Raw genomic sequence first — 15,653 nt, forward strand, 5'->3', positions numbered from 1 at the left:
GGAAAGGCTGCTCGCGCGCAGCGACGTAGTCGCTGTGAAGCGCCCACGCAAGGACATTTGCCGAACGCGCGGGACGCGAAGGCGGACGGTGTGTTCAGGATTCGCGTTGACGAAACAACACGGCGCCTCTTTGTCGTCGTCAAGTTCAAGCGCACACAAAAAACGCCCGCAGCGTGCTGCGGGCGTTGCTTTGTTGATCAGGCAAGCGTTTGGGCTATGCCTATATCAGCCAGCTATGAGCCTTCGAATCCGCTCCAGAACACGCTGAAGCTTTCAGCTGTGCAGCTCGACTGAGTGAGCACCCGGATGGTGTCGATCCACCAGCCGGTGCCGCCGATCGAAGAATCGCTGGCAAAGCGGAAGCGCAGGTGCACGGTCTGGCCGGCGAAATCGCTGAGATCAACCTGTACTGGCACAAAGCTACCGCTGTTGCCGGTCCAGGCTGAACGTCCGGCGATGGCGCTGCCCGAATTCATCGTCTGGGTGTAGGCGCCGCTGATGAAACGGTTGGCATTGGCCGGCACGGCACCGTTGGCCGCAGTGATGTCGGTCCAGGTCGTGCCGTTCAGTGAATACTCCAGCACCGCACCGTCGTAGCGGTTTTCGGTGGCGAACTGGTGCTGGAACTCAAGCCGGTACTGCGCGCCGCCCGGAATCACCAGTGGGCTGGCCAGATTGAGCTGACGGTCACTGGTGCTGCTGGCATTGGCCACAAACCAGGCATGGGTGGGTGAATGCGCGGCCGTTTCGACGATGGCGAAATTGCTGCCGCCGCCGCTGCCTGTCATGGTCCACAGGCCATCGCCGGACTCTACATCGTCGGCGAGCAGTTCATCGATCAAGCCCAGCGCCTCAGCGCTGCGATACACCCGATTGGTGTCTTCGCGACCACCTCCGCAGGGGCCGGCGCCGGCCGATCCCAGGTCTTCTGCCAGCACCAGATAGTGGTAGGTGGTATCGGGTTCGACATTGAGGTTGAGCAAGGAGTTGCTGGTCAGGCAGCTGGCGAACCGATTACCGGAGGAGGGTTCAAAGCCGGGTGAGGTGGAACGGTAGACGTTGTAGACAATGGAACTGGCCATGCCGCAGCTACCGCTGGCAGTGCCCCAGCTGAGATTGATACCGCACTGCGCGGTGTCAGCCGAGCTGGCCGCGGTCAAGCCGGCGAAGGTTGGCGGCGCATTGCAAACGCCGGTGGCCGCGGCATCGACGCAGCTCGACTGCGTGGAAGGGCAGGCATCGGCACCCAAGGCCTGCAAGCGGTAGCTATAGCTGCTGCCACCCGAGACATCGAGGTCGCTGAGGCTGGTGCCAGCCACCGTGTCGATGACCGAGAAGCTGCCGCCGGGACAGGTGCCGTCGGAGCGCAGCACGCGATAGGTGGCCGCGCCGCTGCTGGCGGCCCAGCTGATATCAATGCGATTGTCACCATTGGCCACGGCCTGCACCATGGTCGGAGCATCGGGCGGGGTGCACTCGTCGATACCATCGATGAAATTGGCATTGCTGGAAGTCGGGTCGAGATAGTCGCGCATCCGCGTGGTCGCCGTGCCCAGACCCTCCCAGGCGTGGAACAGACCACCATACTCGTCGTTAAGGCTGCCCGGGCCGACGCCGCAGGCCGAAGCGCCGCCCGAGAGCACACCCACCAGGCGCTGTTCAGCGTTGTACAGCGGCGAGCCCGAGGAGCCGGGTTCGGTGACGCTGGGCGGCAGCGACGTCGGTTGTGGTGCGGGAATATTGGGCAGGATCGGCGGGGTCGGATCCCAGTTGGCGCGCCAGTGAACGTTGGCGGCGCCGGAGATGTTACCCAGGATCAGATTCGACTCGACGAAGGTGATGCGCTTTTCATCGACCGAAGGATGATGGATCGAGGCGCACAGGCCGACGGTGCTAGAGGGATCGGTCGGGGCCGAGCAGGTGGTGGGGGGGGCGCGTCGATCCCAGCCCGCCCAGTGCAGCTCGAAATCGTTATCCGGCGGCGGTGTGTTGAGTTCGATCAGGGTGAAGTCGGAGCGGTCGCCCGCGGGCGCCGAGCCGGCGAATGGATTGGCGGTCTGAGCCAGAAAGCGCAAGCCTTGGGTGGTGCGGCTGGGCTTGGGCAGCGCTGTGCCGCTGGCGCTGGAGCCCGGGGTGCGACAGGTGGCCGATTCATACAGCCAATACACCAGGGTTGACTGTGCTGCGCTGTCGTTGGAAATGCCGCAGTGAGTCGCGGTAGCGAACAGCATGCGGTGATCGTTGGCGGTGTTGTTGAGCAGGGAGCCGGTGCAGGTATCGGTGCCGTTGACGGTGATCGCCGCCACCGCACGACGCGGGCCATTCCACGGATCAGACTCGCCCAGGCAGGCCACGTCGGTATTGCAGGCGCCGGACTTGCACACCTTGTCGCTGTGACCAAAGCCACGATAGCCCTGGCCGATGCGATTCAGCTCAAGATCGAGCTGATCGCGCTGAGCGGTCGGCAGGGTCACCTCGATCATCGCGCTATCGCCCTGCAGCACCGGCGTCCACAACTGGCCGGTGGGCGAAATGTCCTGGCTGCGATAAGGGCCGAGCCGCGACTCTCCGCTGCCGTCATAGATGGTCAGCTCGGCATCGACTGGCAAGGCAATCCGACGGAAGCCGAAGTTGAGATGTGCGGCCTCGTCGGCCGTCACCTTCAGACGCCACACTGACATGCCGTTGGCATCATCGCGCCAGCTGCCGTGGGCGTTGGGGCTGAGTTTGACATCGCGGCCGATGGCAAAACGGATGGGGGCGTGACCCTTCACTTGATAGAGCGCATCTTCCCGAGCCAGCGCTTCGCGATCGAGGGCCTTGAAAACCGGGCCCGGCAGGCTGTCCAGCCCTGCCACCTTGTCGGCGTAGGGAGCTTTGGCATAGGCCATCGGGGTGGCGGCCAGAAGGAGTGCAGCTAATCGACGCTTACGCATTCAGGTTACGTTCCATTCAGCGGGGAATCGCCGATAGTGACCTGTGAAGGCTTTGTGTTCAAGCCCTGGCCGCCATTTGAATGCAAACCGTGCTCGATCGATCGGTGCTGAAGAGCGGCATTCCTCAAATGTGCAACGGTAGGTTCTTGAACCGCCAATACTCGGCGCTTGCCCCAGTCACGGTTGACCTGACGATGTAGGGGCAGGTCTCGCTCCGAGACTGCCGAAATGAGTCTTGGCAGCCTGCCTCCGCTACGCTCAGCGTCTGCCTGCGCCGGCGCTGGCTGACGCTCCCGTGGCAGCGTGCCCAACGTGCGCACAACGGATCGATCCGCGATCAGCGATTCGCAGGTTTCTCTGTACAAAGTGCAGCGCGGTGTTGTGTTGCGCTCGCAGTGCCGCTCACACATCACGAAATCTTGTGCGCCTTCAGGCAGACTGGGCGGTGAGTCGTAGACGCCGGAGATTGTTCTTGCACATTCCTCGTCCCCGTTTACAGCGCGCCATTCAACGATGGCCAGCCGCGGTGTGGCTAGCCCTGTGCGCCGCGGCCAGCTGGGCGCAGCAGCCAGTGACAGCAATTCAGCCCGAGCAATCAACCCGTTCAGAGCAGCGCAGCCTCAGTGGCAGCCTGGTCGCGCTGCAATCCTCGGCGCTGTCGGCGCGGCTGGCCGGTGTGGTGGCCTCGGTGCATGCCGAGCCCGGACAGGCGGTGGCCAAGGGCGATCTGATTGCACAGCTCGATCCGGAACTGGCTGAGCTTGAGCTGCAGCGCCGACGCGCCGCCGTGGCTGAAGCCGAACAGCGTCTGGCCGAAGCAGAGCGCTTGCGCGATGAGCGCCAGCGCCTGGCCCAGCAACGCAATCTGGCGCAGAGTCAGGCCGAAGCAGCGGCGTCGGAGGCAGGCATCGCGCGATCGGTTTTGGCGCGGCTGCAGGCGGAACTTGCCCAGCAGCAGGCGGTGTTGCGGCGACATCAGCTGCGAGCGCCGTTTGCCGGTGTGGTGACCCTGCGGCATGTCGATGTAGGTGAGTGGGTCGACCCCTCCCAGCCGGTGGTGGAACTGTTGGATCAGGCGGCGCTGCGTTTCGATGTGCAGGTGCCGCAGGAATGGTGGTCTGACCTCGGCGATCAGACAACGGCCGAGCTCAGCTTCGATCCCTGGCCGGGGCGTCGCTATGCGGCGGCGATCGAATCGAGGGTGCCGCGTCAGGACCCGTCCAGCCGCAGTTTTCTGCTGCGCCTGCGTGTGTTGCAGCCGAACGATGATCTGACCGTTGGCATGTCCGGTCAGGCCCATTTTGCCGATGGCCGAGCGGCGCTTGCTCTGAGCCTGCCGCGTGACGCGGTGGTGCGCTATCCGGATGGCAGCGCTGGCGTGTGGATCATTGAGTCGCCGCAGCAAGGCGAGCCAGTGGCACAGCCGCGCAGTGTCAGACTGGGCGGCAGCCTCGGTGAACGGGTGCAGGTGCTGGAGGGCCTGCAGGCCAGTGATTGGGTGGTGCTGCGCGGCAACGAGCGGCTAAGGGCGGGTGAAGCTGTGCGCGTTGTCGAGGGGCAGTAGGCGGGCATGTTCTCGGCGATTCTCAAGCACGGCACTCTGCTCACCGTTGTAGTGCTGATCCTGGCTGTGCTCGGCATCCTGGCGGCCCTGCGCATCCCAGTGCAGATGATTCCCGATCTGGAAGTGCGCACGATCAGCGTGCAAACCCGCTGGCCCGGTGCCACGCCGCAGGATGTCGAGAAGGAAATCCTGCTGGAGCAGGAAGAATATCTGCGCACCGTTCCTGGCCTTAGCCGGATGGTGTCCAGCGCCAGCACCGGATCGGCTGAGATCGATCTTGAGTTTCCTTTTGGCGTCGATATTCAGGCCACCTTGATCGAGGTCAGCAATGCCCTGAGTCAGGTGCCCGAATATCCGGAGAACGTTGACGAGCCGCGCCTGAGTTCCAGTTCGTTCTCGCAGAACGCTTTCATGTATTTCCGCATCACGCCGTTGCCGGACAATCCGCTGGCGGTGGATCTCGACCTGATGCGCGATTTCGTCGATGACAATGTGCGCACTCGGATGGAACGCGTGCCCGGCGTGTCGCAGGTGTCGGTGGGTGGCGGCGCGGAGCGGCAAATCCAGATACTGGTCGATCCAGCGCAACTGGCCGAGCGCAGAATCACCCTCGCCGAACTGCGCGCCGCCGTGCGTGATCGCAATCGCGACGTATCGGCAGGTGATGTCGACAGCGGCAAGCGGCGCTATCTGCTACGCACCGTGGGGCGCTTCGAGGATATCGAGGATCTGCAGAACCTGATCATCGCCGAACGCGCCGGACATGGCATTCGACTGCGCGATCTTGCCGAAGTACGCGCTGACCACGCCGAGATCCGCCAGCTCAGCTTTGCCGATGGTCAGCCCGGACTTAGCCTGTCGGTGCGTCGCGAGACAGGCTCCAACGTCATCGACATCAAGCGCAGCCTGCTGCCGGTGATCGATGAACTCAACGAGGACTTGCTCGAGCCGGTGGGTCTGCGCATGTTCCTGACCTCGGACGATGTGCGCTACGTTGAAGACTCGGTGGCCAACGTGTGGCAGAACCTCGGCATCGGTGCAGTACTTGCCACGTTGGTTCTGTTTGCGTTCCTACGCTCGCTACCTGCCACCTTGATCGGTGTGATCGGCATCCCGCTGTGTGCGATCGCCGCCTTTATCGGGCTGCAATTGGCCGGGCGCACGATCAACGTCATCTCACTGGCTGGCGTGGCATTCGCACTCGGCATGACCCTGGACAACAGCATCGTGGTGCTGGAGAACATCGAGCGCTATCGTCGTCAGGGCTTGGATCGACTGCAGTCGGCCCTGGTCGGCGTGCAGGAAGTCTGGCCGGCAGTGTTTGCTTCGACACTGACCACGGTACTGGTGTTTGCCCCGGTGCTGTTCATCGAGCAGGAAGCCGGGCAGCTTTACTCCGATGTCGCGATCGCCATTTCAGCGGCAATTCTGGCCTCGATGGCGGTGGCGATCAGCGTGGTGCCAAGTGCCGCGGCGCGCCTGCGATTGCAGCCACAGCGCGCGGATCTGCGTGACGATCACAGTCCGGGCGAGCAGCAGCGGCAGTGGTTGCTGCGGCGCATCGCGGCGCTGATCGAATCCGGCCCACGGCGCAAGACGGTGATCGTGGCAAGCCTGGCGCTCACCCTGGGGGCGGCGGCCGTACTGACACCGCCAGCCGAGTATCTGCCGGAAGGCGAGGAGGCCAAGACCTTTGCCAGCATGATCGCGCCGCCGGGTTACAGCCTGACCGAAATGGCCCGCATTGCGGAAGAAGTGCAGGCCAGCCTGCTGCCCTATCTGGATGATGAGCCGGAAGACTTCGACGCCGGACGGGCCGATGTGCCGGCCATCCGCAACCTCAATATCGGTGTGTCACCCGGTTCGCTGCGGATCATCTCCGAGACCAAGGATCCTGCACATATCGATGCGCTGATGCGCGCCATCGAGGAACGTTATCGGGCCTATCCCGGCATGCGTGCATTTGCTGCCCGTGGTTCGATCATCTCCAGCAATGATGGCGGTACCCGCAGCGTCAACCTTGACATCGCCGGAGATGATCTTGCAACGCTATATGCTGTGGCCGAAACCGCCTACCGCCGCGCCGAAGCTTTGTTCGACAATCCGCGTATCGGCTCGAGTCCGTCTTCATTGGTACTGGGGCAGCCGCTGATTGAGCTGCGCCCGCGCTGGCAGCGTGCCAGCGAATTGGGCTTCTCCACCGCCGAGCTGGGCTATGCCATTGGCGCTCTGAGTGACGGTGCTTTCGTCGATGAGTTCCTGCTCGCCAATGACAAGATCGATATCTACTTGTACAGCCGTGCCGGCAGTGCGCAGGACCTGTCAGCTCTGCCGAACCTGCCCATCTACGCACCCATTGGTAGCGTGGTGCCGCTGTCGGCGGTGGTTGATCTGGTGGAAACTGTCGACACCGAGAATCTGCGCCGGGTCAACGGACGGCGCACGGTCACCTTGAATATCATCCCGCCACGCTCGGTGGCGCTGGAAACGGCTGTTCAGCGCGTTCGACAGGATCTGGTAGCGGCGATGCGCTCTGCCGGTGAGATTCCGGCCGAGGTATCGCTGGATATCTCCGGCGCCAGCGATCAGCTTGATGCAACGCGCGAGGCGCTCTCGGCCAACTTCGTGGTGGCCGTGGCGCTGTGCTACCTGCTGCTGGTGGCGGTGTTCGTGCATTGGGGGTATCCACTGCTGATCCTGACCGCGGTGCCGCTGGGCATCTGTGGCGGTATCATCGGGCTGTCGCTCCTTAACCTGTTCGTTCGCCAACCGCTCGACATGATCACCATGCTGGGCTTTCTGATTCTGGTCGGCACAGTGGTGAACAATCCAGTGTTGATCGTCGATCAGGCCCTGCGCAATCTGCGTCAGGCCGGATGCACGCCGCTGGACGCGGTGAAGGAGGCAGTATCGGCGCGGCTGCGGCCGATGTTGATGTCGACTCTGACCACCCTGTTCGGCTTGGCGCCGCTGGTGTTCATCCCCGGTGCGGGCACCGAGCTGTATCGAGGCGTCGGTGCGATCGTGCTGTTCGGGCTCTTGTTTGCCTTGCTGGTCACGCTGACCTTCTTGCCTGCTCTGCTGGTGACCGTGCTGGAGTGGCGGCAACGTTGGCGGGTAGCCTCCTCTGAAGTACCGCCATCGCGGGAATGAGGGCGATGAGTTGCGGATTGCACTGAACCCGCACAAGTGTTTTGATGCCGACTGACGCCAAGGAGCACAGCCATGTCCCTCAAGCTCGTCATGTTTTATGGCTCTGCGCGCAGCTCGCGCCAGGGCATCAAGGCGGCCCGCTTCATCAAGCGGCAGTGTGAAGCCCGCGGCCATCAGGTCAGCTTGATCGAGCCCTTGAGCCACCCTCTGCCGCTGCTCGACAAGATGTATAAGGAGTATGCCGAAGGCGAGGCTCCCAGCGTCTTGCAGCAGATGGCTGAAGCGATCAGTGCCGCCGATGCCTTCGTGGTGGTCAGCGGCGAATACAACCACACCGTTCCGCCTGGCCTTTCCAACCTGATGGATCACTTTCTCGAACAGTACTACTTCAAGCCTTCGGCAATCGTCAGCTACTCGGCGGGGCCTTTCGGAGGCGTGCGTGCCGCCATGACCTTGCGCGCCATGCTGGGCGAACTCGGCACACCGAGCATTCCTTCGACCTTGCCCATTTCGCAGGTGCACAAGGCGTTCAGCGACGAAGGCGATGCGCTGGATACTGCCTACGAGAAGCGCGCCGACAAGTTCCTCACGGAACTGGAATGGTATGCCCATGCGCTGAAGCGCGCGCGTGAGCACGGTTGCAAGCGCGCCGCTTGCGAGTCGAGCGAGGCGGGGGTCGGCAAGTCCTGACTCGCCCGTCGCCAGCCAGGGCGCTCCACAGCATGTTCCAGCGCGGCAATCTTTTGCATCTGGCTGACCCGCCTGCCGAGGGCGAGCGGATGGATACGCTCCTGGATCATGGTCCGCTGCTCATTGAGCGCATCGTCAGCTCGAGTCGAATCGCGGGTCAGGAGTACCGTCAGCCGCAGGATGAATGGGTGGTGTTGCTGAAAGGCAATGCCACGCTCGAAGTCGAGGGCATTTCAATGGCCCTTTGCAGCGGCGACTACGTGTTTCTGGCCAGCGGCACGCCGCATCGCGTGGCGCAAGTATCCGAGGGGGCAATCTGGTTGGCAGTACATCTGCATCGCGCCGTCGATGGCGCATCTTCCGGCGATCGCTGAAGCAAGGCATCGAACCTTTCCTGGTCCAACGGTCAGCAACGTGGTCACCCATTCACCGTCACTTTCGCGGCGCTGTGGGATACTGCAGCGATCGGCATTTGACTCATCGACGAGCCCGTCTGCTCGCGTCAAGGAGATCCGATGCGCAAGTTCCTGTTCGGTTCGCTTGCTGTCTTGTTGTTGGTGCTGCTGCTCGGCGCGGTGTTTCTGGCGCGCATGGACCTCGACCACTATCGGCCGCAGCTGCAGCTTGCTCTGAGCGATACCTTGAATCGGCCGGTGAGCATCGAAGTGCTCGCCTTCGACTGGTCGACCCTCGGCGTGGCCGCGCGCGGCATTCGAATCGCCGAAGACCCGCGCTTTTCGAAGGATGATTTTCTGCATGCCGACGCGCTGACCTTTTCCGTGGCTTTCCTGCCGCTGATGATGGAACGGCAGGTTCAGGTCGATGCCCTGCACATTGAAGCGCCGAGCGTGCGATTGCAGCAGGATGCAAGCGGGCGCTGGAATATCGAGTCACTATGGCAGCCGGTGAATGCAAAGAGTAGCGATTCGCCGGCCGATGCCGCGCCTGTTGGCTTGTCGATCGATCGGATCACCTTGCATGGCGGGTCGGTTGAATTGCAGCGCGCAGGCGATCAGCTCAGACGCTACCAGGCAGTGAATCTGCAGGCGGATGAGCCACAGCTCGAACAGGCGTTCCCGTTCTCGCTGTCGGCTGAGTTGCCGGGGTCAGGCAGGCTCGACCTGAGCGGGCAGCTTGGTCCCCTGGACCGGCAGTCGCCGATGCGCTCGGCGCTGCAGGCAGAATTGACCATCAGTCAGCTCGATCTGGCTGCCAGCGGCTGGGCCGGCGACGGTTCACAGGTGCAAGGGCGGGTGCAACTGAAGTTCGATCTCACGGCCGAGGGCGGCCTGCTGCGTTCAGAGGGCGAGCTCAGTGCCGAGTCGCTGCGTTTGCTCGGTGCCGATCAAGCAGCCACTGCGCCGATTCGCTTGCAGTTGCGCTGTGATTACGATCTGATCAAGCGGCGCGGCACGGTGGAGCAGGGTGTGTTGAGTGCAGGCAGCGCCGAGATCCAACTCAGCGGTGATCTCGCCCAGAAAAGTCAGGCCATGCGGATGAATCTGCATCTCAAGGGGCAGGCGCTGTCGGTGGATCAGCTGCAGGCGTTGATTCCGGCCTTCGGCATCGAGCTGCCCGAGCAGTCGCGACTATCGGGCGGCGAGCTTGATATCCAGCTGTCAGTTACCGGTCCGCTCGATGGGCTGCAGATCAAGGGGCCGATCGTGCTCCGAGATACCCGGCTGGACGGCTTCAGTCTCGCTGGCAGACTCAGTGCTCTGTCCGCTCTGGCCGGTTTGCCGGCACCCAAAGACACGCGCATCGATCAGGGTTCGCTGCAGTTTCACCGTGGGCCGGATGGAATGCGTTTCGAGCAGATCGATGTGCATGTCGTCGATCTGGGCCAGGTCAGTGGGGGTGGTCGCGTCGATGCCAGCGAATCTGTGGATATGAAACTGCGGGTGAAGATCGATCCCGACGTGGCCGAGCGCTCTGGCGGCGGCGCGGCCAGTGGTACCTCAGTGGGCAGGTTTACCGGTGGGGCAATGCGCTATGCGTCGAGCCGCGGGCTGGACGTGCAGGTACAGGGTTCACTGGCGGCGCCGCAGATCAAGCTGAGCTCACAAGCGCTGGCGGGCAGTGTGCTCTCAGGCCTGTTGGCGCCCGACCAGGAAGACCAGGGTAGCGGTGATGAGGGCAACACCGACGAAGTCAGCGATCGCCGTCGCATTGGATCGGCATTGCTGCAACTGCTGGATAAGAAGAAGGATGATCGGGAGCGCGAGAAGGAGTGATCCCGGCCGGTTCAGTAAAGCAACCCGGGCTCAGGTGCGTCTTGTCTGGTTGGCACAGCCCGGGACGACTGGTTGCAGCACCAGCAAGGACTGGTCGTCCAGGCCCAGGGGGCTGCCCTGGTGGGCTTGAAGAGCATTGATGACGGCGTCGCGAACGGCGCTGGGATGACCATCGGCGTTGGCTACTGCATCGCTGAGGCGATCCAGACCGAAGGCCTCACCCGCGGAGTCTTCGGCCTCCAGCAGGCCGTCGGTAAACACCACCAGCAAGTCGTTGGCCTTCATCGGCCGGCTGAGGTTGCTGAATCGGTAGTCGCGATCGATCCCCAGTGGAATGTCATTGCCATCATCAATCAGCATCACGGTGTTTCCCCGACGCAGCAGGGCCGGATGATGGCCGGCCGAGCAGTACACCAGCTGCTCGAGATCAGGTCGATACAGGGCAGCAAACACGGTCAGGAAGTGGCGCCGCTGTCGACGTGAAAAGAAGAAGCGATTGGCATAGGTCAGTGCGCCGGCGGGGCCGTGCGGCGGTTCGTCATTCCGGTAGGTGCGCAGAATGGCATCGAATTGCACGGCCTCCATGGCGGCGGCTGGGCCGTGGCCCGAGACATCGGCAATCATCACGCCCCAACCATCGATCTGCGTGGTTTCAGTGAAGTCAGGCTCGATGCCGTAATTAAGCCGCATCACATCGTAATAGTCGCCAGCCGCCACGGCGGCCGGCTGGTAGTGAAACGCATAGTTCAGGCCGCGAATCTGCGGCTCGTCCGGCAGCAGCAGGCGCTGCACGTCAGCCAGGGTTTCGATTGCTTGGTGAGCATCCATCAGGGTCGACTTGTTCTCGGCATTCGACTGGGTCAGCCCTTGATCGCCCGCAGCACCGGAATCATGCCGGCAAGCACGACATAGCAAGCGCAGATGGTCCAATACTGGCCGGGGTCGTATTGGCGTTCGACCACGCCGCGAAAATAAGCCTTGCCGCTGAGTAGGGCAATGGCCAGGGCGGTCAACCAGAGTGCGCTGAACCAGTCCATCCGAAGTACTCCAAGGATTCACCCAGCCCACGACGGGGAGGCTCACAGGGTGTGACCGACGCTTGATTGCAGTCAAGACACCGCCAGTGGCGCGCTGGCAAAGTTCACGTGGGCCTGTGCTGTGGGCGAGGAGGAGTGATGGAGTTCAAGGACTACTATCAGGTGCTGGGAGTCGAGCGCTCGGCCAGCCAGGATGACATCAAGCGGGCCTACCGCCGTTTGGCCCGCAAGTTCCATCCCGACGTCAGCAAGGAGGCCGAGGCAGAGGCCAGATTCAAGGCCGTGGGTGAAGCCTACGAAGTGCTGAAGGACCCGGACAAGCGCGCTGCCTACGACCAACTCGGCGACCGCTGGCAAAGCGGTCAGGACTTTCATCCGCCGCCGGACTGGGGGGCCGGATTTGAACGCGGCGGTTACGACGGCGGTGGCGCCGAAGGCGTCGATCAGGCCGCTTATAGTGACTTTTTCGAGTCATTGTTCGGCCAGCACGCTGACCTTCGAGGCGGCCGCACGCCGCGCGGTCGCGACCACCACGCCACCATTGAGATCCCGCTGCGTGACGCCTATCAGGGCGGCACTCGCAGCTTGAGTTTGCGCATGCCGAAACTTGACGAGCACGGCCGGCTGCAGGTGCAGCAGCACCGCCTGGAGGTCAGCATCCCCAAAGGGGTGCGCGCCGGGCAGGTGATGCGCCTGGCCGGGCAGGGTGGGTCCCTCGGCGGCCAGCCGGGGGATCTCTATCTCGAGATCAGCTTTGCACCCGACCCGCGCTACCGAGTGGAGCTGCGTGATGTGTATCTGCGCCTGCCTTTGGCGCCCTGGGAAGCCGCGCTCGGGGCCACGGTTACCTTGCCAACGCCGAATGGCCGCTTCGAGCTGAAGATTCCGCCGGGTTCACAGTCGGGGCGCAAGTTGCGTTTGAAGGGACAGGGCATACCGGGTGAGCCGGCCGGTGATTTGTACGCCGAGCTGGCGATCACACTGCCGAACGCAGACGATGAACAGCAGCGACGAGCCTACGAGGCCTTGTCAAAAGCATGTCCAGGCTATGATCCTCGGCGTGAACTGGAGGGGTGGGCATGAGCGAAGATGCCGTGACAATCATGCAAGTGGATTTCCATGTTCAAGGCGCCTGGAGTCTGACTGAGCTATGCGCGCTAACCCAGCTCGATCAACAGGCCTTGCTCGCCTTGGTCGACGAAGGCGTGCTAGAGCCTGAAGGCGACACCCTTGAGGTCTGGCGGTTCTCTGCCGAACAGGTGCCCGCTGCACGCACTGCCGCGCGTCTGCTGCGCGACCTCGGGCTGAACGCTGCGGGCGCAGCTTTGGCACTGCAGCTGATGGACGAGCTAGAGGCGTTGCGCGCCGAGCTGGCGCGGCTTCGGAGTGATTGATTCTGCGACTTGGAGTTTGAACGCCCTGTTCAAATATCCGGGTTAGGCCGCCTCGCGCACGTCTTGGGTGGCCGGGGCCGGCGTACGGATCAAGTAGTCAAACGCCGACAGCGCCGCTTTCGAGCCTTCGCCCATGGCGATAACAATCTGTTTGTACGGTACGGTAGTGACATCGCCGGCCGCGAATATGCCGGGAATCGAGGTCTGTGCGCGGTCGTCGATTTCAATCTCGCCGCGGGCCGAGAGGGCGAGGGTGCCTTTCAGCCAATCGGTGTTGGGCAGCAGGCCGATCTGCACGAACACGCCTTCCAGTTCCACCGCATGCAGGCTGCCGTTTTCGCGGCTTTCATAGCGCAGGCCGGTGACCCGGCTGCCGTCACCCAGAACTTCGGTGGTGCGAGCCGACACCAGGATGTCGACGTTGGGCAGGCTGCGTAGCTTGCGCTGCAGCACATCGTCGGCGCGTAGCTTGCTATCGAATTCAATCAGGGTGACATGCTTGACGATGCCGGCCAGATCAATCGCCGCTTCGACACCGGAATTGCCACCACCGATCACGGCCACCCGCTTGCCTTTGAACAGCGGGCCGTCGCAGTGCGGGCAATAGGCCACGCCCTTGTTGCGGTACTGATCTTCGCCCGGCACGCTCATCTGCCGCCAGCGCGCGCCGGTGGCGATGACCACGCTGCGCGAATGCAGCGTGGCACCGCTGGCCAAATGCACTTCGTGATAGCCGTGCTCGGTCTGCTCGGATGGCACCAAGCGCTCGGCGCGCTGCAGATTCATGATCTCGACGTCATAGTCCTTGACATGCTGCTCCAGCGCCGCGGCCAGCTTGGGTCCTTCGGTGTGGCTGACCGAGATGAAGTTCTCGATCCCCATGGTGTCCAGCACCTGGCCGCCAAAGCGCTCCGCCACCACACCGGTGCGAATGCCCTTGCGCGCGGCATAGATCGCCGACGCAGCGCCGGCTGGGCCGCCGCCTACCACCAGCACGTCGAACGGGGCCTGCTCGCTCAGCTTGGCGGCCTTGCGCTCGGCGGCGCCGCTATCGAGCTTGGCCAGGATTTCTTCCACGCTCATGCGGCCGGCGGCGAACACTTCGCCATTCAGCATGATGGTCGGCACCGCCATGATTTCGCGCCGCTCGATCTCCTGCTGGAACAGCGCGCCATCGATTGCGGTATGACGAATCGATGGGTTCAGAACGCTGATCACGTTCAGTGCCTGCACCACGTCCGGGCAGTTCTGGCAAGACAGCGAGAAATAGGTTTCGAACTGGACCTTGCCGCTCAGGCCGCGAATCTGTTCGGCGACCTCATCGTCGACCTTGGGTGGGTGGCCGCCGACCTGCAGCAGGGCCAGCACCAGGGAGGTGAATTCGTGGCCGAGCGGAATGCCCGCAAAGCTGACTGCGATGTCGCTGTCATGGCGCCGGATCTCGAACGAGGGCGCGCGATCGGCACCGCCGTCACGGCGCAGATTGATCTTGTCCGATAGTTCGCAGATCTCGCTCAACAGGCCGTCCAGCTCTCGACTGCTGTCGCTGTCATTCAGCGTAGCCACCAGTTCGATCGGCAGTTGAAGCTTGGTCAGGTAGGCCTGCAGCTGCGTTTTGAGTTGGGTGTCGAGCATGGGGGTTCTCCAATGAGGCACTAGCAGGCTGCCGGAAATCAAACGCTTGCGGGTTTGCTTTCCGAGCGCGCCGTCCTCGGCGCGGGATATCAGGCTGCCTTCTCGCCGCGGGAGAAGGTGCCCGAAGGGCGGACGAAGGGTGGGTCGCTGGTGAGTGTGGTCAAATTTCGGTTTGACCGAGCAGGACACCCGGCCCTAACCCCAACCCCTCTTCCGCGCGAGGGACCAATGTGCGCGGATTTTCGCCGCACCGGATTGCGCCCCGGAACTCCCTCCCCGATGTTCGGGGAGGGGTGGGGTGGGGTTAGGGAGCCGGCCTTTCCCTACCCAGGCCTCGCGCAGCGAGGTTCCTGGGTAGGGGCTTAGCAGGCAGCTTAGATCTTGCCAACCAGGTCCAGCGAAGGTGCCAGCGTCTTCTCGCCTTCCTGCCACTTGGCCGGGCAGACCTTGCCGGGATTCTTGGCAACGAACTGGGCGGCCTTCAGCTTGCGCAGGGTTTCCTTCATGTCACGCGCAATCGCGTTGTCGTGAATCTCGGCGGTCTTGATCACGCCTTCCGGGTTGATCAGGAAGGTGCCACGCAGAGCCAGACCCTCTTCTTCGATATGCACGCCGAACGCGCGGGTCAGCTGATGGGTGGGGTCGCCAATCAGCGGGAACTTGGCCTTGCCGACGGCCGGCGAGGTTTCGTGCCAGACCTTGTGCGAGAAATGGGTGTCGGTGGTGACGATGTAGACCTCGGTTTCAGCGCGCTGGAACTCGAGGTAGTTGTCGGCAGCGTCTTCGACCTCGGTCGGGCAGTTGAAGGTGAAGGCGGCCGGCATGAAGACCAGCACCGACCAATGACCCTTCAGCGACTCTTCGGTCAAGGTGACGAACTTGCCGTCGTGGAAGGCATTGACCTTGAAAGGCTGGACGTTGGTGTTGATCAAGGACATCTACAGAACTCCTTTGAGAGGGATGAGTGAGGGTGAAGCAACAGGGGGGCATGTTAATGAGTTTGATGCGTT

The 15,653-nt window shown here is 62.9% G+C and carries 12 protein-coding genes; 7 read left to right on the forward strand and 5 right to left on the reverse strand.

From position 1 onward, the window contains the following. Nucleotides 1-233: 233 nt before the first annotated feature. Complete coding sequence (locus IFO71_RS13315) at nt 234-2,936, reverse strand: immune inhibitor A domain-containing protein (protein ID WP_192030135.1); 2,703 nt, start codon at nt 2,934-2,936, stop codon at nt 234-236. Between the two features lie 571 nt (nt 2,937-3,507). Here IFO71_RS13315 and IFO71_RS13320 point away from each other — a divergent pair. The 5 genes from IFO71_RS13320 (at nt 3,508) to IFO71_RS13340 (ending at nt 10,577) form a co-directional block, all read left to right on the forward strand. Continuing rightward, a complete protein-coding gene (locus tag IFO71_RS13320; protein ID WP_192030136.1) occupies nt 3,508-4,500 on the forward strand; it encodes an efflux RND transporter periplasmic adaptor subunit in 993 nt (330 codons plus the stop codon). 6 nt (nt 4,501-4,506) lie between these two features. After that, the gene (locus IFO71_RS13325) at nt 4,507-7,653 is read left to right on the forward strand and encodes an efflux RND transporter permease subunit (protein WP_192030137.1); all 3,147 of its coding nucleotides are present in this window, start codon (nt 4,507-4,509) and stop codon (nt 7,651-7,653) included. Between the two features lie 72 nt (nt 7,654-7,725). Continuing rightward, the gene (locus tag IFO71_RS13330; RefSeq protein ID WP_192030138.1) at nt 7,726-8,343 is read left to right on the forward strand and encodes an NADPH-dependent FMN reductase; all 618 of its coding nucleotides are present in this window, start codon (nt 7,726-7,728) and stop codon (nt 8,341-8,343) included. Nucleotides 8,344-8,375: 32 nt separating this feature from the next. Next, entirely contained in the window at nt 8,376-8,717 is a 342-nt protein-coding gene (locus tag IFO71_RS13335) for a cupin domain-containing protein (protein ID WP_192030139.1), read from the forward strand. 141 nt (nt 8,718-8,858) lie between these two features. Then, entirely contained in the window at nt 8,859-10,577 is a 1,719-nt protein-coding gene (locus IFO71_RS13340) for an AsmA family protein (RefSeq protein WP_192030140.1), read from the forward strand. A 30-nt stretch (nt 10,578-10,607) separates the two neighbouring features. Here IFO71_RS13340 and IFO71_RS13345 read toward each other — a convergent pair whose 3' ends face one another. Together IFO71_RS13345 and IFO71_RS13350 are read right to left on the reverse strand one after the other, a co-directional pair. Then, entirely contained in the window at nt 10,608-11,405 is a 798-nt protein-coding gene (locus IFO71_RS13345; RefSeq protein ID WP_192030141.1) for a PP2C family protein-serine/threonine phosphatase, read from the reverse strand. Nucleotides 11,406-11,437: 32 nt separating this feature from the next. After that, entirely contained in the window at nt 11,438-11,614 is a 177-nt protein-coding gene (locus IFO71_RS13350) for a hypothetical protein (RefSeq protein ID WP_192030142.1), read from the reverse strand. Between the two features lie 138 nt (nt 11,615-11,752). On the opposite strand from IFO71_RS13350, the gene IFO71_RS13355 reads away from it, so the two are divergent. After that, nucleotides 11,753-12,697 carry a DnaJ C-terminal domain-containing protein gene (locus IFO71_RS13355; protein ID WP_192030143.1) on the forward strand — a complete coding sequence of 315 codons (945 nt, stop codon included), beginning with the start codon at nt 11,753-11,755 and terminating at the stop codon, nt 12,695-12,697. Further along, nucleotides 12,694-13,008: a chaperone modulator CbpM gene (locus IFO71_RS13360; protein WP_192030144.1), complete on the forward strand. Its 315-nt coding sequence runs from the start codon at nt 12,694-12,696 to the stop codon at nt 13,006-13,008. Before IFO71_RS13355 ends, IFO71_RS13360 begins: the two co-directional genes overlap by 4 nt. 42 nt (nt 13,009-13,050) lie before the next feature. On the opposite strand, the gene ahpF is transcribed toward IFO71_RS13360, so the two are convergent. Beyond that, the gene (gene ahpF / locus IFO71_RS13365) at nt 13,051-14,643 is read right to left on the reverse strand and encodes an alkyl hydroperoxide reductase subunit F (RefSeq protein WP_192030145.1); all 1,593 of its coding nucleotides are present in this window, start codon (nt 14,641-14,643) and stop codon (nt 13,051-13,053) included. A gap of 374 nt (nt 14,644-15,017) precedes the next feature. Continuing rightward, entirely contained in the window at nt 15,018-15,581 is a 564-nt protein-coding gene (gene ahpC / locus IFO71_RS13370; protein WP_192030146.1) for an alkyl hydroperoxide reductase subunit C, read from the reverse strand. Between the last annotated feature and the right edge of the window lie 72 nt (nt 15,582-15,653).

This window comes from Pseudomarimonas arenosa, assembly GCF_014841215.1.
In the GTDB taxonomy this organism is placed as follows: Bacteria; Pseudomonadota; Gammaproteobacteria; order Xanthomonadales; family Xanthomonadaceae; genus Pseudomarimonas; species Pseudomarimonas arenosa.